Genomic DNA, 20,869 nt, shown 5'->3' with positions numbered 1-20,869 from the left:
CCAGTGCAGATCTTGGGAAGGCATAAGTGATACCGGCGTATTAGTCTTTTGTTATGATGTCAATTTCCTTCAACAGGTGATCTGCATTTTCAGAAAGTTGATCATATAATACATTCATATAGCTGGTGCCTGCATTACGAGAATGGCTGCCCAGAAAAGCAGGATAGTTTAGAATCTGTTGTAATTCATCCATGTCTTTTTCACTTGCTTTGCTTTGGAAGAGTTTTCTAATGAGCGGTTTAGTTCTTTGTACGATGTTGTTTTTATACATATCGTATTCCATCTCTTCCATAAAATTATTGAGACTTTGTTCTTCCTCTTTTATTTTCTCTACTAGGCTGTAATATTTATACAATTCTGTTTCTAATTGCGTCTGTTGGATTTTGTTTAGAAAGCCCGAATTTTTTAATGCCTCAAAACCACTTTGATTAGACTGAAACGTTTCGTCCAGCCAAGGATTGAAATTAAAGTATTTCGAAAAGTAGCTAGTGTATTGTGATGTTAAATCTTGTTCTACCATTTTCATGAAGAATTTAGAACCCATGACAGAACTATCACGGAAGGTTGAGATTTGCTCGAGATTTATTTGATCAGATTTGATGTTTTCCGCAATGTTGTGGAGGTATCCATTCAGACTTATGGTGTCTTGTTTTTCTGTATTTTGATTATTGATGTAGAGAGCAATTAAGATTCCAACGACTACAAGCACAATTTCTCCGATGGCATAGATCAGGTATTTGGAGAATTTGTTGTTGGTTAAATTTTTTTGCCGAAGTTTTCTGAAAATTTTTACCATTTGGTTGAGGTTTGGTTTTCGTGTGGGTTAGGCTTCAGTACTGCATTCTCCTACAATCTAAAAAAAATTCCTGATGTTCACAAATAGCTGAAAGTGAAAGTATTAGTATTAATGGGTTGATAAGGTTGATTGGGTTTAAATTAGAAGCTCCTTTAAAGCTATCAATCAATATAACTAAACTTTCGATTATTCAATCCGTAAGAAGTAGTTATCACAAAGGTCACGGTAACTCGCATTAAATTCTACCCTATCATCACAAAATAAAATGCGTCCGTTAAGCTCACGAACGGGTGGATCATGTTCTAAATAAAACAAACCTATTTCGATATTAACCATTTTCCAAATGGATGTTTGCCTAGGTTCGCCGTTTTCCTTAACCACTAACGTGTTATCAGATTTAAATTCCACGGTTAAAGCTCCAGATTCTACATAAGTTGCTTTTTCAGGAAACCAAAAACAACTTACAAATTCCTGTTCCCAAACGCCGATTAGATTTTCTTTTGTAGACAATGAATCCCATTTTGTTTCACTATGACAATTCCACATATCGGATTGACTGACTGGTGGAGGGGTAATTAATACTCGATCACAAGCCATCAGGAGGATGATTGTTGTAAGGAGAAAACAGATCGAAATGGGTGGTGTTTTCATAGAGTTAGGTTTTGTGGAGGGTTTCATTAAACTTCTAACGAAAAATGTTCTTAATCTATTTCTTTTAACTTAGGTCTAATCACGTTCACAAATTTATTGATCCATTCACTAAAAAACCTTTTTATTAAATCTCGGTTTTTAGGATCATATACCTCTTCAAGAGGCATTCTGATTGTAAAAGCATCCACAGCATTCTTATCCCATCTCCAGATAACATGAGGTCCAAGTTCCTCTAACATTTCTTCTTTATACACTTCCAATTCTTCTTTTATTTGACCTCCTTTCTGATTGTTAGCAAATCTAAGATACACTCCTACAACACTTCCATGACTTGTAGCAAAATATGCACTTATCCAAGCATTTTTATCATTGCCTGGATAGAGGTATATGTTTTGAGATTTAGTAACGTTAGGCAATGGACATTCAGGATCATCGAGTTGTAAGTTTTCTATAAATTCTGTCCAAAAAGAAGTAAAGAAATCTCTTCTTTTTCTAATCTCAGGAGAAACATCAGTATCATTATCATTCAACTTTTCATGGTCATCTGAAACGAATCTTGTTCCTTCACTTATTTCTATATTTATTTTTTGAATTTCAATGGTCTTAACAATTGTCCTTGGGAAGATGATTAATTCATCAGCTTGGTTTTTAAAAACAGGGAGTTCAACCATCGCAAGACTAAAATTTAAATTGCCTGCTTTACTAATAAACTCCGTTAGATTTTTAGCTCCTTCTCTAATTCCATCACCTGCAATAATTAACATGAACTTGCCTATTCTTAAATTTCTACTTACAGCATCCACAAAATCTGTTTCACTAAGTATGTTTTCAGCTTCAGTCCTTGTTGAGAAATCATAAAGAATATTTCCTTTAGTCCCAAGTTTCCTGTTCAATTCTCTTTGTAGATCAGCATAGGTCCAAGCTGAAAGTTCTTTTGCATAATCCAATATTTGAGCGACTACTTTTCTTCTTGCTTCGGGATTACTCCAAAGTTTCGTTTCAATGATGACTAAATCTCCATTGGGCGTTATCATAAATATATCAAGAGGACCAGCACCCGTATTTAATTCTTTACAAACAGGGATAACAGGATTGTAAGATTCATCGATATCACTTATGGGGAGACATTCTGGATTTTCGAAAATTAGATTTTGGATATCTGCTTCTAAAAAGAGATTTACAGTTTTGAGAATTTCAGTTTGTCCGTTCGAAATAAAAATAGGATTTCCATGTGCGATTCTTTTCATTTAGTGATTTTTTCTAGGGAGAAGTTTTTATTGAGTAAACCGGAGATAAGATTGTAATGTGCTGGGTTTTATTCAATTTTTGTGGGTGGTTATAGGATGAAGTGGTGTTTATCGATATGAAGTTAGAACATAAAAAGAATTGCGACTTAGGTGCTGCCATGTTATCACGCAATAAAATCTACGTACAATTCCCTTCTGATCTTAGTTATTAAGGTTTTAAAATTGTCATATAATTATATCAAAAACTTAATAATTTGGCACTCAATCAATTTTACTGGATTGTTCGGATTTTTCACATTTTTGCTTGCAATACTAAAACCCTCTACTTCTAAATTTTCCAATTTATTTCTACTCGCCTCAGGAAAGTTAAAGTATTTATCATTTGGGATGACGCAAATTAATTCAAAATCTTTTCCACTAGGTTCATGTAAATAATTAAAGACTTTCCGTGGATTTTCAATTTGCCACATTCCTCGAATTCGTAAATTTGTTATTCCAAGTGGGTCTACTTGATTCACTCTGCCAAGCTCCTTAGTTTCAGAAAATACAACATCTGGAATTTCTTTGACTCCATCTGAGATTGTGGCTTTTATCCTTTGATAAGTCTCATGTTTCGCCGCATAAATACTCCCATATATCATCCAAAGTGAGTTTATTTCAGCATCTGAAGTGTGTCCAACACAATAGATCAAATCCTTAATAGTCCAATCTTCACACTTTCTACAGTCACTTGTTATCATTGGACTTGTGCCCCTCAAATCTGCCTTCGGGTAACTACTGTTTAACGCTAAACTACTGTTTGGACTTTGAGTTTTCTTAACTTCAATAGCATCTCCACCTTTAATCATAATGTCGGGTGGATTATTCTGTGATCCCAGCCATGAAAACTTTTCATTAAAAACTTCCATTCTTATCTCTTCGCTAGGAGTATCAAAAGTATTAGCAAAAGCATCTTTTATGTAATTCTCAAGTGCGTCACCCATACTATTAGCTCTATTCCTACCAGTATAGATTGCTCGGATGGCAAAGTTTTTATGCCTTACCATATTGTTAATTGCTTCTAAGATATTTGTCATGCTGTTATTGCTTCTTTCTCATTTTGCTCCAGAATGACAACTTTTTTATTCATTTCGTTTGATTTTAACTGTTGCATTATACTATTTGCCAAGAATTTAGCAAGATTTACTGGGACTGCATTACCAATCATTTTATACCCAGCTGCAATTTTTTTATAATGGAAAATAAAATCATTCGGAAAAGTTTGAATCCTAGCACATTCTCTGACACTTAATCTTCTATATAGATGTTCTTGCCCTGGCACAAAGACACGGATATTCTTTTCAATAAATTTCATTTTAGGCGCTTGCGGATGTATTGGTGCATGTCGCCCACCAGCTTGAATAGTATAAGATTGTTCGTCCCAACTTCTGACACGATTCCGTGACATGAATATTGTTGAGAAACTTCCAATCATATATTCATGATTTGGAACAACACAATTTTCCCCATTTGAATTATTGTATTCTAATGCTGGCAAGGCTCCTTCTTTCAAATCTGAAATTGCTGTTTCAAGAGTAATTTTTGGGAAGGTTTGAGTAGGGAATTCATACTTAAAATTAAGGTCTTTTCTAATTCCGATGAAAAATACTCTTTTTCGATCTTGTGGAACATTATAATCACAAGCGTTGAGCATTTTGAACGAAAGCTCATAACCTACTCCTGCATTTCTAAATAGTTCTTTGATTCCTTCCAATGCTTCACTATGTTTATTTATCAGCATTCCACTTACATTTTCTGCAAGAAAAAACTGAGGCTGTTTAGCTTCTAATATTCGAATAAAATCATAAAACAACTGTCCTCTTTTATCCTTAATTCCCCTCGCAGCACCAGCTTCACTCCAACTTTGACATGGCGGACCTCCAATTATTCCATCACATTCTGGCACTTCATCTGCTGGTATATTTACAATACTTCTTTTGTCAAGAATTGTATGTGGATGATTCTTTTCATATGTTTCCCATATCTCTTTATCATATTCGTTAGCCCATATTACATTAAATCCTGCTTGCTGAAATCCAAGGTCAAGACCTCCTGCTCCAGCAAAAAAAGAAACTACTCTCATATTAATTTTGTCTTTTTAATTTTGTTCTTTAATCTTCTATATTCTGCTTTACCTTCTGCAACTATAAGTAATTCATGACTGCAATTCGTTTCATAAATCTTCTTGCCGATTTGATCAGTTATGAATTCCTTTCGGATTTCCTCATAATCTATGTCAAAAATTTGAGCAAGATCACTAAGCCGCTTTTCATCGAAATCTCGAATACCATTCTCTATTTTACTTAGATTGGCGGAATCTAAGTCAAGTTTTGCCGCCAATTTAGTTAGCGTCAACCCTTTTTCTTTTCTTAGACTTCTTATATATTCACCAAATGTTGCTTCCATGAGACTTGTCATTATTTGACAAATATATATATATTTTTAATGTAACCGATGCAATTGTGAGTTAAATTTCTTTTTTTTTCTTTCAGGAAACATGATAGCGACATCCATAGACCTGACTACGACAGAATCATAGAAGGCATAGAATGTCGCAAGTAAAATTCTATTCCCATTAAATCAACTTATCTTTTATGTCTGAAGTTATTTGAGGATTTAATCTAGTTTCTTTCCAATCATTAATAAACTCAAATGCAACTTTATTTATCACTTCAATTTTGGGAATAATTTCCTCAATAACTTCTATGTCGATAGATGCTATTCCATGGGCTATATTTTTTCGAGTATCATAATTATCGTCAATCCAGAACTCCTGATTTGGGATTACTTTCCAATCCTGAATTTCTCCCCACACAGATTTAAATCATTCCCACATATGACATTTTGAACCACGATCAACACAGCTAACTTTATTGGGGTTATATTTATTTGTAATTGTTTCTATGGAATTCCAAAATGCTAAAAATTTATCAAACGGATCATCCGAACATAATCCTTTTCTATACCACCCTAAGGCTCTTAAGAAAGTTGGTTCTGTTAAATTATATAATCTTGCATCTTTGAAAACTTGTATCCATTCTTCATCTTCTATTATTCTTCTGACCTCCTCAGTTTTTGGAGTATTAATCCTATTTTCAGTATAGCTTATATAAACTGGAAGATTTATTGAAAAACTTAATGTATCAATTGCTTGCCCCACAAAGTACAAAGCACCTTTTTTTGCATAAATTAATTCATTTGAAAAGGCTGCTGCCGTTATTTTCACTCCATGTCTGCCATTGTTATTAATCTCAATGTTGCTATATAATCTATCATGATAATCCAATTCCTTCCTTTGTTTAAAATTGAATACTCTTTTGATCGTTGTAGGTCCAAAAACTTCCAAATCAACATTCCAACTAGGCATATTTTAGCTCTTTAAGTGTTTATTAATTCCATACTACTTCACATGCAAGATAATTCCAAATTATAAACTTTACCGATAGACCAGATTTTCCATGAACTATTTTGTACTGATATTTATCTTTTTGAACCACGACCCAACTATTGTTTACAATTTCACCTCCACTGACGATTCTTTGAAAAGCTCTACTGCCGATTTCAGCAAATAATCCAGCAGCTAAAGAAAAATATTTAGCTTTTTCCGCTTCGCTCATTGTCATTATCGGTTTGATCGAGATTGAAGCTGGATCATTAAATTCTGGTTCACTATTTTCGTAAGTTGCATGCCCTCGTGCTAGTTTTAGAATAACATTCGTCACTCTTTCTTCTTCTAGTTGAAAAGATATTTGTCCTTTATTATTAAGTTTCGCTTTTTCTATTCTTGCTCTTAGAAAAGGCTTTTTTTTGAGTATATCTCTAATCTTAGTTCGTCCTAGTTTTTCTGGCTCGGTTGTGCCACTCAAAATACATTCAATTAAACAAGAGAAATATTCTTCATCTTGAGAGAAATTTTGATTGCAGACATCGCATGCAGGTACTACTGGTAAGTTCTTTGGAAATGGTTCGTCCATAATTATTTTCGATGGGACATGGTCTCTCGTTTCTGATTTTGCTCCACAATAAATACAGAAGTCATCTAATCTGGAATCGCTAAATTTTTTAATTTGTTTCATTTTAATATCAGGTAACGTGATGGTTGCATCCAGAGGCCTGACGAAGGATGGCTTATGTGATCGCAACATGCTATAGGGATTTTATGAATTCGTAGTCATATTCTTAACTCGACGTCGAATTACACCCAAAATGTCATCTATATCTTTTAATACACTTGTATCTTTACTGCGGTCCTTAAAAATTTCCAGTAGAATTACGGTGTCAGCATTTCCATTATTTTTCAAATACTGTTTTGAAGAATTTACTTCTACTAAATCGGTGCTAAAGAGATTAACACACTTTTCATTATCAAAGAATATTTGATACACCCTATCCAAATCATTTTCCTTCTCAATATCAGAGGTGTAGCTAGTTCCCACCTTATCTATCAATTCTTCAATAATGGGTTTAATCGCATGTATAATATATAACGAATTATACTCCATCATTCTGTTTAAAGGAGACGTTTTACTTTCTAGTTGTGATAGTTTTTCCTGCAATTCCCTATACTTTTTTGCCAGTCGATGCTTGAAGAATTCAATAAATCCAATTGAAATCGGTAAGATTGCAAATAGAATTGCCAAAACCGTTAGATGCCATGTAGCTTTTTCTTTAAAATATAAATTTTCTGTATTTAATAGATCGATTTTAGCTTCTTTAAGCTGAGTAATTTTGGTATCAATAGAATTGTTTAGCTCTATAATTTTTACATCAATAATTGAATCAAAATTTGCAAGTGCTTCGGCACTCTCATATGTCTGTTTATTACCTTTTGCCTCTGCTTTTAAAATTAAGCTTAGAAAGAAAATAAGTGCGATTCTAAAAATCATACTAGTTCAAGAGTTCTTTTTACTTTATTTATTATTTTTATTGGACGCTGTGGTTTTCTTAAGATAACATTATTGTCAAACTGAGTTGAATCTATGCTCTCTTTCGCAGAATATATAAAAATTGAAGGCATTTGAGAGATCGTATTATCTTTAAACAACTTTTTTAGGTGCCTATAAAAGTGCAATCCAGTACTATAGACATCGTCCAGTTCAGGGTTTACAAGTTTGTCTTCATCATATATTGGAATCATTAAATCTATCATAATTAAATCATATTTATTAAATATGACTTTCTCATATGCTTCCTTGTAGGTCGTTGCAATATCAAATTCAACTTCAGGTAAAGTATAAGTAAAGGCTTGTTTTAAACCTACTCCTAATGTATAGGCCTCGTCAAATAGAAGAATTCGTTTAGTCATTTTTACACTTTTTTGTTAATGGAATAAAAATAGAAAATATAGTTGGATTGTTTAGTTTAGATATTTCAATACTACATCCCATGTCAGATAAAATTTTCTTTGTGACAGGCAATCCAATTCCTGTACCCTCTGGCACCTCTTTTTTAGCATTCTCAGATCTGTAATAGTCCCTAAATACCAAATCCCGCTCAAACTCTTCGATTCCATGACCATAATTTTCAAATTTTATCTCGGAGAATTCCAACCCACCTTTCTTTAGTTCTTTGTAATAGACCTCAACTGTTGTAGAGTTGTATGAATAACGAATTGCATTAGATATAATATTATAAATGACCTGAGTCATTTTATCTTCATCAAGATAAAATGTTGGCATTTTATTAATAACAAGTTTAAAAGATATCTGTTTATTTTCTCTTTGATTTACGATTGGCCGCATTAATTCAATTACATCTTCAATTTTAGATTTTAAATCTATACACTCGTAAGAATAAGAATTTTTAGAGTCTTTCTCAAAATTGATAATTGAGTTCAGGTTTTTAAAATTGTTAGATAGTAGAGAGGTATATGAAACGACATTTTTAAAATTTGTATTCAAGTCGGCTTGCAGTCTTTGTGGTATTTGGCCAGAATCCATTATACATTGAATATTAAATATTGCCAACTCAATAATTTGAATTGGTGTTCTGTTTTCATGTGCGAGCGAATCAATAAATAATTTTTGTTTTAATAAATATTGCGATTTTATAATATAACTAACAGCCAACTTTGCAGATAAAGTGCCTATGTATACATCATTTGCTGTAAATGTATGGAGAATTGAATCTTTTCCATGAATTTTGTTGACAATTCGTAGTACTCCAATAACATCATTCTCTATTCGCAATGGAATTATCATTAGTGATTCATGATGACTCGTGGTAGCTTCACAAAATGTGGTATTTGAAACTACACTTTGAGAATGAACCTCATGGCAAACAACCGCATTATTGGCTTTATAGCTTCTATAAGTCAAACTATCATCATTTATATAAATTGGTTTATTTGGATTGTTTTTAAATTCAGCAACATTGTGGTACGAAACAATTTGTTTTGTTACTCTATCTACATTTCTAAATCTTTCGGATGTAGATGCACCCAAATAAAGCTCGTTTCTTGGATTTGCAAAAAAAATACTTACATGTTCAGATCTTATTGTTTTTCGAATTTTATCACAGATTATATCAAAATCATCTGTTATTTTGAATGAATCTAGTTCGGAAAATTCTTTCACCAAAGTTTCGATTTGGTGATATCTCATATCATAGAGATTATGTTCAATATTGAAAGATATTTTTTCAAATAGTTTACTGATACGATTTTTTTGGTGTAGAGAAACTTGGCTTGTTTTTCTTATATAAAATATAAAAGCACCTAATGTAGAAACTTTTTCTTCATGACGATCTTCATTGAAATATTTGTATATAGGATATATTAATAGCGAATTAGACCCAATATCATCAAAATAAGTGAAGCCAGAAGAGGTTTCATCTTGATTTTCTAAGTATATGTAGTTTTCATCGTAGTTTGTCATGAAATTATCGAAATCACATATTTCACGTAATACAGTTGCCTTACTTTTATATAAGTTTGAGCTTTTTAAACGTTCAACTTTCTCTTTGTCTAGTAAAGATGAATAGGTGCTTTTTAATACAAAACAATCATCATTCTCCTCAATTGTCGGAATCCAAAAACTTGCGTATGATATAGGTATGATTCTAGCCATCTGTTCAAAGATGACTTGCAAGCTTGATTCAAAGTATTTAGAACTTAAATTCGATAGAAATTCATAGTCGACATAAGATTGCTTGAAACGTAAGTTGATTTTATATAGTAAATTTAGAAAACTAGATAAGGTATTAAATATTCGATAAATTGATTTTAATTTGTCAAAAGGAAAATTGAAAAGAATTACATAACCTATCATGTCTTCTTCTTTTCCCTCTCTAATTGGAATGATTAGTATATTTTTTATTTCATTGGTGTAATTAATATAATCCTCTATTCTACGCTTGAGATTATCAGCAATAATAACCTGTGAGTAATTATCTGACCAAAATTTTTCATTGATTACATTAAACTCATCACTCGACCACAAGAAGTGATCTTCATCTGATTTAAAGAAAGAGTTTACAAAACTTTCGTCTTCATGGATTTCAAGAAACTTTTTTAAATATTGTTTTGTCTTTCCTAATTCCTTAGATAGACTAACACCCGAATCAGTTAAAATGTCATCTTTCTTATATCCGACAATTATTCCTTGACAATCTAGTTTGTTCCGAAAGAACTTTGCGATGCCAAGTGATAACACAGAGAAATCTGAATTCTGTTTTTCTAGTTTTTTTACTGTTTCATAGAACAATTTTATTAAATGGTACTCGGAACTTATAACTTCAAGTTCAGATATTGTTGTTGATAATTTATCTATTGAGTTTAAGCCCTGATCATTGCTATTCTTCAAATTTGCAATTTGATTCAATAGTTTTTGATAATTGTTTGTTGTTAATATTTTCAACAATTCCTTTTTTTTTATTAAAATATATAAATAATATTTAAAATCTATAATTATGTCAAATGAATTATGTTCGATCTGAAATATAATTGAGAAAGTTACAATGTTGCAGTTTATTAGGTTGATAAAAATTTAAATTCCCTATAACTCTCTTATATCCTCACTAAGATATATACACTATTCCAAATTTCTCAATTCTAGTATATTTATTGACCGAATAGTCTACTATTCTATAATTACTTACAAAACTCTAATCTATAAAATAAAACTTTATGATTTTATAAATTAAAAATTAGTGCATCTACAGTAATTCCTCGACAATCACAGATTAACATGCTAAAGACACTCCCACATTGACCTACTACACCGCTACCCAATTCTTCCGATAAAAAACGCTTCCTTTTTTCATATATCATCTTCTTAATTAATTCTAAACTTTCATGAACAGAGTTGTTCCAACCCGCAAGAATTTATGATTTCACATTAACTCGTGGCAGCAATATTTTTTCTATTTTATTTATTAATTCTTGCCTTGTTGATTCAAATATTTCACTTAGATCAGTTTTCGTAAGCAAATCTGTTTCGAGTAAATCTCTTTTAATAATCGGTAACTGAAATGCTCTGATGGTTATTTCTTTACCATCTGCTAAAGCATCTTTAATCGTCAGTTCTGTTTCTTCTTCTTGACCTTGTTTAAGTGTGTTAGGGTAGAATAAGATAATTTCATCCACTTTAAACCTTACAGCATAAGCAAGCATTTGGTATAAGTCACTCTGAGAGATTCCTTTTTTCGGGTCTTTCTCATATGAATAGATAATCTTGTATTTAGCATCTGCAATCAGAGATCTATCATTTATTTCTAACCACAAGTCAGGCTTAAGTTTAAATGATTCTTCCTCATCCAAATAAGTGTCACTCCTTTGGGATTTGGCCTTTACAAGTTCTAATTCTTTATCAATGAATCCAAAAATAAAGTCCTCGAAAACGTACTCCATTGGCAGCAAAAACGCGAAGAGTTTTAAGTCGTTTTTATAATCAAATGAAATACAGTTCGTGAGAAACAAATGACAATAATCACGGACCGTTTCAAACTCACCAAACATGGGGTTGAATGAGATGCTAGCACATTGTTTAGCAGTAGCCGTTTCGTCTGATACTTCATCCAAAATAAAAAGGATTTCTCTTAAGTTCTTTTTGTTATCCTGACTCGAGGTGACCTCAAAAAGCAGCGTTGTAACATACTTTATGATGCGATTGAATTCATTGTCAAAAACGAAAGCATCATATGTACAATTGAGTTTGTGCCACTTACCTTTGCTTAAGTTTTCATTGATGTATGCTGAAGTGTTTAACCTCCCTTTTATAAAGGATAATTCTCGATTTACTTCTTCATACTGCTGGTAGATGGAAGAGCTTAATAGTTCACGAGTATACTTAGAGAAGAGATAAATCAACACTTCAAAAAAATCACTTTTTGCACTGCCCAATGAAGCCTGGTAATTGGGAAATTTAATTTTACGACAATAGCTCAACCACCAAAGTATGTGGTTTTGAATTTGATTTACTTCGGATGTTGAATATTCCTTTTCAGAATCGAAAAATATCTTTGGTAACAAGTTTATTTTATGTCCTTCATAATGAATTACACCAACATACTTGTTTGATTTTAATTCGTTGGTCTTATGAATGAATTGAAGAAATCTTTGAGATTCTATTTTGTCATTTCCATTCTCTGTATAAAATGAATTCTTTTCACGACTGTTCCATATCTCATCGAGAAATCCCTCCAATCCATCAATTGAAGCTGGAATATCTGCCTTATTTTCAAATTCAAATAGATTAATCATTGGTGCCAGTGATTCTTAGTGGCCATGAATCTTCTTCAATTGTCAGGCCTGCTGTGTGCAGAATTTTTTTCACTTCTTTTTCATCATTCATATAATATTCAAGGAGAAGAGGAATTACCTTTTTATTCATTCGGTGAACCAAATCCTTATTTTCTCCCATGAAATAAGCATGACCGATTTGAAAATCGTGACCTTTGGATTTAATTATTTCCTTGTTGATCTTTTTTAGAATATTTACATCATAGATTTCTTGACCTTCGATTTCATATTTTGGATACATGGACTCAAACTCAAATCTTCTCCTAAGAGCGATATCTAATAGTGCAATTGATTTATCGGCAGTGTTCATCGTTCCTATGATGAACAAGTTAGAAGGGACAATAAATGGGTCGCCAGAAGGCAATCTTGCTTCCAATGGAATTGTACCATGCGAACGTTTGTCAGGCTCAATTAGGGTTATTAGCTCTCCAAAAACTCTTGAAATGTTTGCACGGTTTATTTCGTCAATGATAATGACGTATTTTTTGACTTCGTTAGAGTTTACTTTCCGTAAAGTATCTAAGTCAATAGTTGTTAGTAATTTCTTCTTTGATTCGTATCCTATTTCATCGTATTTTTCATTATCTGGTTCATCAATATTTGACTTATTACTTGTGGATTTAATAAAAGAAATGAATTCATTCAGTGCAACCCAATATACCGTTGTATTACAACCGCCAATCGCCTCCCTAATATCATTATGTACGTTTTTAATGCTTTCTATATCAGAGTAGACATTGTACAGTTTTAAAAGTCTATTGGTAGAAACTATGTAATTTCGTGCGCTGTTGCTATGTTTGAATTCAATGTTGTCATTTTTGGTATACCCACTAATATGAATGGTTGAACCTGAACTTGTTTTGAAATCTTTTTTATCACTACTTTTTAGGTTTTCAATGAAATCCAGATAAGCTTCATTTAAGTCAATTTCACTGTTACTTATAGACTCTTCTTTGGACTTAGATTTTTTGTAATATTCAAAAAGGGCGTCCGTTGCTATTTTAAGAAAGACACCATCTTTTTTATCAAAGACAAGAGAAGATTTGTTGTCTGTTTCAGGTCTTAGGCCCTGAATGAAATCTTCATAGCTATAATTCTGATGAAAAGTGATGAATTCAATTTGATCGTGAAGGTTGGTTTTGAAAATTTCAAGAGCTTCATCATAAGATTCAATCTTTCGATTTTCAATAATCTCGGCAGCTCTTAAAATGGTATGATATGTTTTTCCAGTACCTGGAGGACCATAAAGGATTGTGTTTAGCGGAAAGTTCATGGGATCAATCTTTTCAAGATCATTATTTAGCTCCATTATCCCTAGGAGTTGTTCGTAATATGTTGAGTATTCCTTAAGCTCAGAGGGATATTTGGTTATATCAGTTAATGTCTTTAGTACAAGCCTAAAATCAAGTTTCCAATTTCCTTTTTGTTTCCAGTCAACTAGCCTTACCTTTTGATACTCAGTTCGATTCTTGTCATATTTATAATTAGAAGCAACGACCCCATAGCCAAGTAATTCACTTCTTCCTTTCTTGGCAATGATTACATCTCCAATTTTGATTTTATTTAAAAAATCATCATTGGCTAAAACAGCATTTTTCTTTGAGCCTTTTCCCCCATAAGCATTGACTAAGGCCTTCTTTATTTCATCACGAGTATCGTATTGTTTTAAATCCCCAATTCCATCCCATCCTAGACCTATAATTCCATTTTCATAGAATTCCTCCCAGTTACGGGCATTTTCACCAGGTGCATAAAGCCAATATTGTTTTTTTGTTTTATGAATTGCAAGACCAAGCAAGGATTCAAATTCATCCTCAGTTGCTGAAAAATTTGTACCCTGATTACCGACTTTTAAATCTTTTAATTCTTCTCGGGAATCCACTATTGATTTAAGAATGGGAGAGTCTACTATGTTGTGAGTGATTTTTATGTCAGCCTTAAGAGCACTTTTATCTTCGACTTTCCATGAGTGATCATCTGCGGATGATGTTTTTTCATAAGGTTCTGAAACGACTTCAGCAAATCCATAACATCCGGACTGTTCGCCAGTAATCCATATTATAACTTTGTCACCGGTTTTAATTTTCCCTTTATGGGCGCTAACAGTCCAATCACTAAGAATTTCATCTCGCAATGCAGTTTCAAAATCAAATACATTTGGGTTACCTTGAAAAATCCAGTAATTAACTTTTTTTCTTTCATTATTCCATTTCAAAGCTTCATAAGAAAGCTCATAAAATGGGATGTCAATTTTGTCTTTTACCTTAGCTAAAATATCTAAGTATTCAGTGTATGAGTTAAATTTTGGGTCAATTTGTAGGTATTCCTTTAAGTATGGTTTTGTAGGTCCATTTATAGGTAGATACTTCTCTGGATTAACATAAAATAGTGCTTCTGTTAGTTTTGTCTTTCCAGTACTTCTAATTTGTAAAGCATCCTCGAAGTCTTGGTCGGTTATTTGATCCTTTAGTTCTTTATTGAATAGGCTCCATAAACGGCTAATCTCATTGTTATTTCTATCATATTTGTATGAGAACAACCAAACTTTTTGTGCTTGAGCCGATGGAATACCACTCTCTCCTAAAGGTTGTTCAATATTTAGTTTTGCCGCAATCTCCTGAAGGTATTTTAATCTTTTCTTAGTTCCATATTTATAGATGTAACAAAAGAAAGTAAAAGGATCTATTTCATCAAGGTCAATGTTATGCTCACCGGGACCAGCCTTGTCATTGAATGGACCTATACCAACAGATTTAAGCAGGTCAATAAGATCTTGTTGGGCATTCTCCTTAGTACTGATAAATTGGGTGAGTTTTTTATGGGTTTCAACCCAAGAAAATATTTTGTCTTTCATTAATTGTTTTTCTTTTTGGAGTAAATGTGATAGCTAAACCCTGAGACCGACCACCAGACGGTTTAGTTATCTCGGTGTGTTATTTGCTTTCTTATTTATCAATTATCATCTATGTAATCTACTATTTTCTTTTCTATTCTTTCATCTTGCTTAAAATCAACATATTCATTTATTTCCTTTTCAACTAAGTAAGTATTGATATTAATCTTTAGTAATCCTTCTTTATTATATTTATTCGACACCAATTTCCATATTAATTCAATGTTGGCGCCTTTAAAATCTGGTTTAATACAAATTGTGTTGCTTAAATATTCTTCTCCAGGAGCAAGAGTATTTCTATGAGGACAAATAAATAAACTTCCTTGTAAAGAATTGACTTCTACATCAGTTTTAGCATTAGCAGGCTTTATTATAGCATCTACATATTCATCTCCGATTTCCGTATATTCTCCTTTAGCATTTATAATGATTTTGGGATTCTCAATTGGTGCACTTCCTGTATTTTTAATTTTCAATCTAAATCTACAATAACTTTTATTTTTACCTCTAATAAGCGGGTTTCTTATTATGGGTGATTTGAATGATGTGTAATCAAATATATTTGTTGGTTTCGATCCTAATTGATAGTGTGTGTATTGTTCATAAAATGGAATAGATTTAACAAGTTCATTTTGGTCATTTTCAAAACAAATTTCAGCATTGGATTTTGTATTAAACTTGTTTAAATTTAAATACCAATCATGAGTTTGTTTATTTTCGTCAATTAAATCTACAATGTCTTCCCATGAGAATAAATGTACCTCAAATAAATTTTGTAGCCTGTTCTCAAAATCTCTAATTCGAATATATTCTTCAATTTTAGAATCTTTATTTGCGGTCGTAGCAAAATAGAATTTAGTTAATGCTGGTTTAAACGATTTTGCTAAATCGATCTCTTTATCAATTTCACTTTTCGTAAGTAGTTTATGAGAATATTCATCTTTACCTTTGCATTGAATACCGTAATAGGATTTTTCCCCTTTTGGAATACCGTAAACATCAACTCCATTTTGAGATTGACCTTTTCTGCCATTCTTTTTGATTTCTTTGCAATCCCATATTTCTCCCCAAAGTTTCTTGCACAAACTCTCAAAATCTTCCCAATTCTCCGGTTTTCTTAAATGCTTCTTTGCTTCCATTTTTTAGATACTGACTGACGTCAAAATTTAAGTTTGATTTTGTGTGATTTTTGAATATAACAAAATATAATTATTTGAAAAGATTGACGTTAACTTTATTCCTCGTTAACCACAAATCAACATCCAAAAGTCACTCCCACATTGACCTATACCTCTACCCTATTCTTTCGTTATGAAACGCTTCCTGATATCGATATTCCGTCATCCCCATTCTCCATATCCATCCATATCCTTCTCTGAAATCTGGGAAGTCATCGCTTATTCGCCTTTATTTAACTTGAATTTCTGGAGTTGGTTGCTTAAAATATCGCCATCGTATATACTACCTTCATCGACCATCTGAATATCGTGGTATCTGGAAATGGGACCATCATAAAATCCTGTTCTATTGAATTGCATCTGTAGATTCGTATTGAGATCTAAACGACGGTTTGACCACTCCGATTCGTGAGGTTTGACCACTCAAAAGTAGAAGAATGTTAATAATATTCCTGCGGTTTGACCCCGAAGTATTTAATTTCCCTTTCGGTATAAAACCCATCTTGTATTCGAAATAAGGTCATCCTCTTTGTTATCTGCGTTCAAATTAAAGTATAATCTGTACTATTAAAATGTATCACTTCTAAGAGTTTAATATTAATGCCTCGAATCAGAACGGTTTGTGTAGGTCATGTTTTATTGAGAGCATAACAAGACTCAATCGTAAACAATTTGAATCAAAACTAAATGTTTTCTTGAAAAATTCTATATCTCATTTAGGAACTAATCTCATGGAAATAGAACTTCTGTTGAAGAAATAACACCCCCAAAATGAGAATACTAATTGAAAGGATAATAAGGCCCCACTGTGACAAAGTTGGTATTCCTGCTGGCATAGATGTGACAGTAGCAGAAGCAACACATGTGCCCATATTCCCATTGTTATCGGTAGCTGTAACAGTTATCATCTGAGGTCCTAAGTCATTATCATCGAAGGAACTTTGACTCAAAGTAGTTCCCAAAATTCCACATTCATCAGTAATGCTCGAAGTTAAATCAGCTGCAGTAATTGTAGCCATATTGTTTTCATCTAAGAATATGATAGGAGAAGTACATGTCACTATGGGCAGAATATCATCATTGACCGTAACGGAGGTATTACATTGATCACTTCCAACACCATCACTAACGGTAAGTGTAATATTGGTCGTCCCAACCGCATATGGCCCTGCTGGGCTTGCAGAGAATGATAGCATATCCATTTCTGGGTCTGTCGACCCACCATCGAATTGATCCGCGGAAACAATTGCTTCACAACTAGAATCCACCGATGCTGTCACAGACTGGCATATTGCTGTGGGAGGAGCAACAACTAAAAGATAAGCTCTTGTTGGCTCGTAGATTATTTCATATTGTAGACCTGCACCAGGAGATGGAAAAAAAGGATGGTACTCTACCGACGAAAAAGGGCCTGTTATACCGCCAGCTGCGGTAAACAATTCTGCAGTAATTCCTAAACTTGGGGTAAAACCAAATCCAGCTATTTCCAATGTATCTGCTGTTACATCCGCGGTCCCTGTAGCTGATAGCTTTGGGATGTCTTTATTGGCATTATTGATATATATTTGCATCATGCCCATCCCTTGGTAATTCCCATTAAGTGTCAGATTATAATCTTCAACACTCGATCCTGGACTAAATTGCGAAGAAGTCATTAGTGTAGGGGAATCAATATTTCCAAGACCAGTTAGATTTCCATCTACTTGTACATAGTTTCCACCATTAGAATTGATTAATGATCCATTTTGACCAAGTCGTAGGACTCCACCATCCTGGTAGATTGTCCCTTGGTTGTTCAAGGTTGCATCATCTAGTTGCATGGTGGTATTCGTTTCATTTCTTATATTAATTATACCACCAGGTAAGTTTTCGAATGAACCGACGGAGTTCATAAGTAACTCATTACCCAAAAACATAAAACCTTCTAATTCGACTATTCCACTATTGTTGAAAAAGGGAATCATTTGGCTAAAAAAGAGAACATTAAATTGTGAACTTGGACCAATATTCACCTGTCCACCATTCAGATTATTAAATAATCCACCAGCATTTTGAATCGTTCCCAAAGCATAACTCAAGTCTAAAGTAGCACCAGAATTATTGTTTAAGGTTCCTCCAGTTATTCTCAGTGTACTAAACTGCGTGCCACCATCTACAGTAATCAAGCCATCGTTTTCAAGCGTCGCTCCAGTACTAATTCCCAAAGCAGATCCGAAAGTATTTGAATTAACGTTAATTGTTCCTGAATTAGTGAGAATAGCTCCTGAATACAAGTCGAGGCCACCATTTCCAGCCTGCGTAATATTGATTACACCTTGATTTGTTATTAGACTTGTACTTGACAGAACATTATTTACTATAACTACATCTCCTGGAGGTATCGGTGTTGGAGGCACACCATTTCCGTCCCAAGTAGCAGCACTGGCCCAGTTACCATTTGCAACACTGGTATATGTTGTCTGTGCTGATAAAAGATTCGTGAAAGCTGTTATGATTAAGAAAGCAATAGATAGATATGCAGATATTTTCCCACGTATGTGGCAACCACCACTTGTGGCATGACTCTTCGTTTTTGGCATTATGCTTATTTTTTTAGGTTTCAATTTTCTTAAATCTAACTAAGATTCTAAAGTGAAAGTATAAAAAATAAATAATACTTCAATCCATGAGTCATTTATTTTCCTCTAAGTAATGTAACAGCCCGCGATATGATCAGACAGTAATTATAAAATAATTTTTGTAATTATGAATATGAAAACCACAGAAAAGGGGACGAAGAAATTCACCAAGAAGGAAAAGCTTCAGATTATCGCTGAGGCAAAGAAAAATGGAGTCAAAGTTACTTTAGAGAAGTACGCCTTATATCCAGGAACATTCTACTATTGGCGAAAGAAGTTAATCGTATATGGAGAGGAAGGTCTAGAGCACAAGCGTGTAAAGAGTATTGTAGTTGAAAATATTATTATGCTTAAAAGGATCGATAATCGCATTTTGAAAATATTATTTTTTCGTTCAATTAAAATACCTAAAATATACAAGCTTATCTGCTAGTTGATGCATTAATTATACATTCTTTTTCCTTAGATGTAATTAGCTATTAAGATAATTTAATTCCAATTTTTGCAGTCGCATATACAGTATTTTCAGATTTCTTCTCAGGGTTTAATATAAGGCCAGTGCCTTCTTCCACCTTTGATAATGATTTATCATTTCTAAAATCATAAGGTGACACTCCATATTGATTATAGGGTTCAACATTTGCGTATAATTCATTACAAAAATTTTCATCAAAATACAATTCACTGGTTAAGTGTTCTGCGTCATTCATAATAACTTTGTAGTGAATGTGCGGCACTCTTGGGTCATACCAACCTGGAACCACAGTATTAAACGATACTATACCATTTGAGTCCGTTTTTTGGTAACCACGTAGATATGTGGTTTCATTAGTAGCTTCAATATGTTGCTTTTTCCCGTACTCTAATTGCTTAGCAGATTCCCATATATTATGACCTATTCCTTCTTTATATCCGCTATAATTGCCATGCGCATCACATTGCCAAATTTCCACTATTGCATTTTCTATTGGCTTACAGCTAGGATAGACAACAATTTGAAATTTAAGGATTAGGTTTTGTCCTTTGATATTTTCCCTGATATCACTTCTCAAGGGTGAATTCAAATAATAAGAACCTTCTGAAATTGGAGAGGATAAAACACAAATTTCATCATCTATTCCAGGAGCTAAAGTCATTTGGGGTTCACTTTTATTATCTTGTCTAACTATCCAAGTTAGGATTTTACGTTTTGCTATCCAAGCACTTAAAGCAAGAAGACCGAATGCAGACAGCATACCTAATAGGAATTTCCGTTTAGATAAATTGGGCATTTGTTTAGTTTTTTGTTGTCTTAATATTTCCAAGTAGTTAGAAGCTTTGTTCTACCTGAAATACGTTACTTCTAAATATATAAAAAAATTATAAATGTATGTTGAAGGTTGTAATATTAAAGATAGAATTAAATCGTCTTCCTTATTTATTCTGATAAAATCATCAATATTCACTAGCTAAGTATAGCACATCAAACATCCCGATACACTTATGTCAGTAAAGTGTTGGCATGAAATCTAATTTCTAACTCACAAATATTCGGGAAATGTGCATAATTTTCCAGTCTAGTTATAACTCAAAAAGACTAGTAGAATTTGATCAGGACCTAATTAAACATGTACGTTGGAGCGCTTAAAAGAGCTGTTGCGCCATAAGTAAGACATTAGAAGAAAATTTCGACTCCATAAACAAAAAACTTATGATTGAGCCATTTTGC

The 20,869-nt window shown here is 33.0% G+C and carries 19 protein-coding genes; 1 reads left to right on the top strand and 18 read right to left on the bottom strand.

Going from position 1 to position 20,869, the window contains the following annotated elements; genetic code table 11:
• Window positions 1–40 precede the first annotated feature (40 nt).
• From L2586_RS20780 to L2586_RS20700, 17 genes are all read right to left on the bottom strand, one after another.
• Entirely contained in the window at window positions 41–796 is a 756-nt protein-coding gene (locus L2586_RS20780; RefSeq protein ID WP_235294880.1) for a DUF6090 family protein, read from the bottom strand.
• Window positions 797–982: 186 nt separating this feature from the next.
• Window positions 983–1,447 (bottom strand): hypothetical protein, encoded by a 465-nt coding sequence (locus L2586_RS20775; protein WP_235294879.1) that lies wholly within the window; start codon window positions 1,445–1,447, stop codon window positions 983–985.
• 50 nt (window positions 1,448–1,497) lie between these two features.
• Window positions 1,498–2,694 carry a DUF4268 domain-containing protein gene (locus L2586_RS20770; RefSeq protein ID WP_235294878.1) on the bottom strand — a complete coding sequence of 399 codons (1,197 nt, stop codon included), beginning with the start codon at window positions 2,692–2,694 and terminating at the stop codon, window positions 1,498–1,500.
• Between the two features lie 233 nt (window positions 2,695–2,927).
• A complete protein-coding gene (locus L2586_RS20765; RefSeq protein ID WP_235294877.1) occupies window positions 2,928–3,770 on the bottom strand; it encodes an NgoPII family restriction endonuclease in 843 nt (280 codons plus the stop codon).
• Window positions 3,767–4,816, bottom strand: a complete 1,050-nt coding sequence (locus L2586_RS20760) for a DNA cytosine methyltransferase (RefSeq protein ID WP_235294876.1) — start codon at window positions 4,814–4,816, stop codon at window positions 3,767–3,769. The genes L2586_RS20765 and L2586_RS20760 overlap by 4 nt, the downstream gene beginning before the upstream one ends.
• Complete coding sequence (locus L2586_RS20755; RefSeq protein WP_235294875.1) at window positions 4,813–5,139, bottom strand: helix-turn-helix domain-containing protein; 327 nt, start codon at window positions 5,137–5,139, stop codon at window positions 4,813–4,815. The genes L2586_RS20760 and L2586_RS20755 overlap by 4 nt, the downstream gene beginning before the upstream one ends.
• Before the next feature lie 169 nt (window positions 5,140–5,308).
• Window positions 5,309–5,548 carry a hypothetical protein gene (locus L2586_RS20750; RefSeq protein ID WP_235294874.1) on the bottom strand — a complete coding sequence of 80 codons (240 nt, stop codon included), beginning with the start codon at window positions 5,546–5,548 and terminating at the stop codon, window positions 5,309–5,311.
• A gap of 9 nt (window positions 5,549–5,557) precedes the next feature.
• The gene (locus L2586_RS20745) at window positions 5,558–6,100 is read right to left on the bottom strand and encodes a methylamine utilization protein MauJ (protein ID WP_235294873.1); all 543 of its coding nucleotides are present in this window, start codon (window positions 6,098–6,100) and stop codon (window positions 5,558–5,560) included.
• Between the two features lie 22 nt (window positions 6,101–6,122).
• Window positions 6,123–6,809, bottom strand: coding sequence for a hypothetical protein (locus L2586_RS20740; protein WP_235294872.1), 687 nt, complete (start codon window positions 6,807–6,809; stop codon window positions 6,123–6,125).
• 81 nt (window positions 6,810–6,890) lie between these two features.
• Entirely contained in the window at window positions 6,891–7,619 is a 729-nt protein-coding gene (locus tag L2586_RS20735; RefSeq protein WP_235294871.1) for a hypothetical protein, read from the bottom strand.
• Window positions 7,616–8,038: a DNA-binding transcriptional response regulator gene (locus L2586_RS20730; RefSeq protein WP_235294870.1), complete on the bottom strand. Its 423-nt coding sequence runs from the start codon at window positions 8,036–8,038 to the stop codon at window positions 7,616–7,618. Before L2586_RS20730 ends, L2586_RS20735 begins: the two co-directional genes overlap by 4 nt.
• Window positions 8,031–10,589, bottom strand: coding sequence for a GAF domain-containing sensor histidine kinase (locus tag L2586_RS20725; protein ID WP_235294869.1), 2,559 nt, complete (start codon window positions 10,587–10,589; stop codon window positions 8,031–8,033). The genes L2586_RS20730 and L2586_RS20725 overlap by 8 nt, the downstream gene beginning before the upstream one ends.
• 467 nt (window positions 10,590–11,056) lie before the next feature.
• Window positions 11,057–12,433 (bottom strand): McrC family protein, encoded by a 1,377-nt coding sequence (locus L2586_RS20720; protein WP_235294868.1) that lies wholly within the window; start codon window positions 12,431–12,433, stop codon window positions 11,057–11,059.
• Window positions 12,426–15,326 carry an EVE domain-containing protein gene (locus tag L2586_RS20715; RefSeq protein WP_235294867.1) on the bottom strand — a complete coding sequence of 967 codons (2,901 nt, stop codon included), beginning with the start codon at window positions 15,324–15,326 and terminating at the stop codon, window positions 12,426–12,428. Before L2586_RS20715 ends, L2586_RS20720 begins: the two co-directional genes overlap by 8 nt.
• A 98-nt stretch (window positions 15,327–15,424) precedes the next feature.
• Window positions 15,425–16,504 carry a hypothetical protein gene (locus L2586_RS20710; protein ID WP_235294866.1) on the bottom strand — a complete coding sequence of 360 codons (1,080 nt, stop codon included), beginning with the start codon at window positions 16,502–16,504 and terminating at the stop codon, window positions 15,425–15,427.
• Window positions 16,505–16,762: 258 nt separating this feature from the next.
• Window positions 16,763–16,903 (bottom strand): hypothetical protein, encoded by a 141-nt coding sequence (locus L2586_RS20705; RefSeq protein ID WP_235294865.1) that lies wholly within the window; start codon window positions 16,901–16,903, stop codon window positions 16,763–16,765.
• Window positions 16,904–17,259: 356 nt separating this feature from the next.
• On the bottom strand, window positions 17,260–19,122 hold the full coding sequence (locus tag L2586_RS20700) for an autotransporter outer membrane beta-barrel domain-containing protein (RefSeq protein WP_235294864.1): 1,863 nt from the start codon (window positions 19,120–19,122) through the stop codon (window positions 17,260–17,262).
• Window positions 19,123–19,288: 166 nt separating this feature from the next.
• Between L2586_RS20700 and L2586_RS20695 the strand changes: the two genes are divergently transcribed.
• Entirely contained in the window at window positions 19,289–19,594 is a 306-nt protein-coding gene (locus L2586_RS20695; RefSeq protein ID WP_235294863.1) for a helix-turn-helix domain-containing protein, read from the top strand.
• Between the two features lie 46 nt (window positions 19,595–19,640).
• On the opposite strand, the gene L2586_RS20690 is transcribed toward L2586_RS20695, so the two are convergent.
• The gene (locus L2586_RS20690) at window positions 19,641–20,432 is read right to left on the bottom strand and encodes a dioxygenase family protein (protein ID WP_235294862.1); all 792 of its coding nucleotides are present in this window, start codon (window positions 20,430–20,432) and stop codon (window positions 19,641–19,643) included.
• Window positions 20,433–20,869 lie beyond the last annotated feature (437 nt).

The organism is Portibacter lacus (assembly GCF_021533215.1).
Classification (GTDB): Bacteria; Bacteroidota; Bacteroidia; order Chitinophagales; family Saprospiraceae; genus Portibacter; species Portibacter lacus.
This window is presented reverse-complemented; position numbering and strand designations above follow the sequence as displayed.

Coding starts and splice junctions, on each gene's coding strand:
- L2586_RS20780 (WP_235294880.1), bottom strand. CDS start 796: ATGGTAAAAATTTTCAGAAAACTTCGGCAAAAAAATTTAACCAACAAC.
- L2586_RS20775 (WP_235294879.1), bottom strand. CDS start 1,447: ATGAAAACACCACCCATTTCGATCTGTTTTCTCCTTACAACAATCATC.
- L2586_RS20770 (WP_235294878.1), bottom strand. CDS start 2,694: ATGAAAAGAATCGCACATGGAAATCCTATTTTTATTTCGAACGGACAA.
- L2586_RS20765 (WP_235294877.1), bottom strand. CDS start 3,770: ATGACAAATATCTTAGAAGCAATTAACAATATGGTAAGGCATAAAAAC.
- L2586_RS20760 (WP_235294876.1), bottom strand. CDS start 4,816: ATGAGAGTAGTTTCTTTTTTTGCTGGAGCAGGAGGTCTTGACCTTGGA.
- L2586_RS20755 (WP_235294875.1), bottom strand. CDS start 5,139: ATGGAAGCAACATTTGGTGAATATATAAGAAGTCTAAGAAAAGAAAAA.
- L2586_RS20745 (WP_235294873.1), bottom strand. CDS start 6,100: ATGCCTAGTTGGAATGTTGATTTGGAAGTTTTTGGACCTACAACGATC.
- L2586_RS20740 (WP_235294872.1), bottom strand. CDS start 6,809: ATGAAACAAATTAAAAAATTTAGCGATTCCAGATTAGATGACTTCTGT.
- L2586_RS20735 (WP_235294871.1), bottom strand. CDS start 7,619: ATGATTTTTAGAATCGCACTTATTTTCTTTCTAAGCTTAATTTTAAAA.
- L2586_RS20730 (WP_235294870.1), bottom strand. CDS start 8,038: ATGACTAAACGAATTCTTCTATTTGACGAGGCCTATACATTAGGAGTA.
- L2586_RS20720 (WP_235294868.1), bottom strand. CDS start 12,433: ATGATTAATCTATTTGAATTTGAAAATAAGGCAGATATTCCAGCTTCA.
- L2586_RS20715 (WP_235294867.1), bottom strand. CDS start 15,326: ATGAAAGACAAAATATTTTCTTGGGTTGAAACCCATAAAAAACTCACC.
- L2586_RS20710 (WP_235294866.1), bottom strand. CDS start 16,504: ATGGAAGCAAAGAAGCATTTAAGAAAACCGGAGAATTGGGAAGATTTT.
- L2586_RS20705 (WP_235294865.1), bottom strand. CDS start 16,903: ATGCAATTCAATAGAACAGGATTTTATGATGGTCCCATTTCCAGATAC.
- L2586_RS20700 (WP_235294864.1), bottom strand. CDS start 19,122: ATGCCAAAAACGAAGAGTCATGCCACAAGTGGTGGTTGCCACATACGT.
- L2586_RS20695 (WP_235294863.1), top strand. CDS start 19,289: ATGAATATGAAAACCACAGAAAAGGGGACGAAGAAATTCACCAAGAAG.
- L2586_RS20690 (WP_235294862.1), bottom strand. CDS start 20,432: ATGCCCAATTTATCTAAACGGAAATTCCTATTAGGTATGCTGTCTGCA.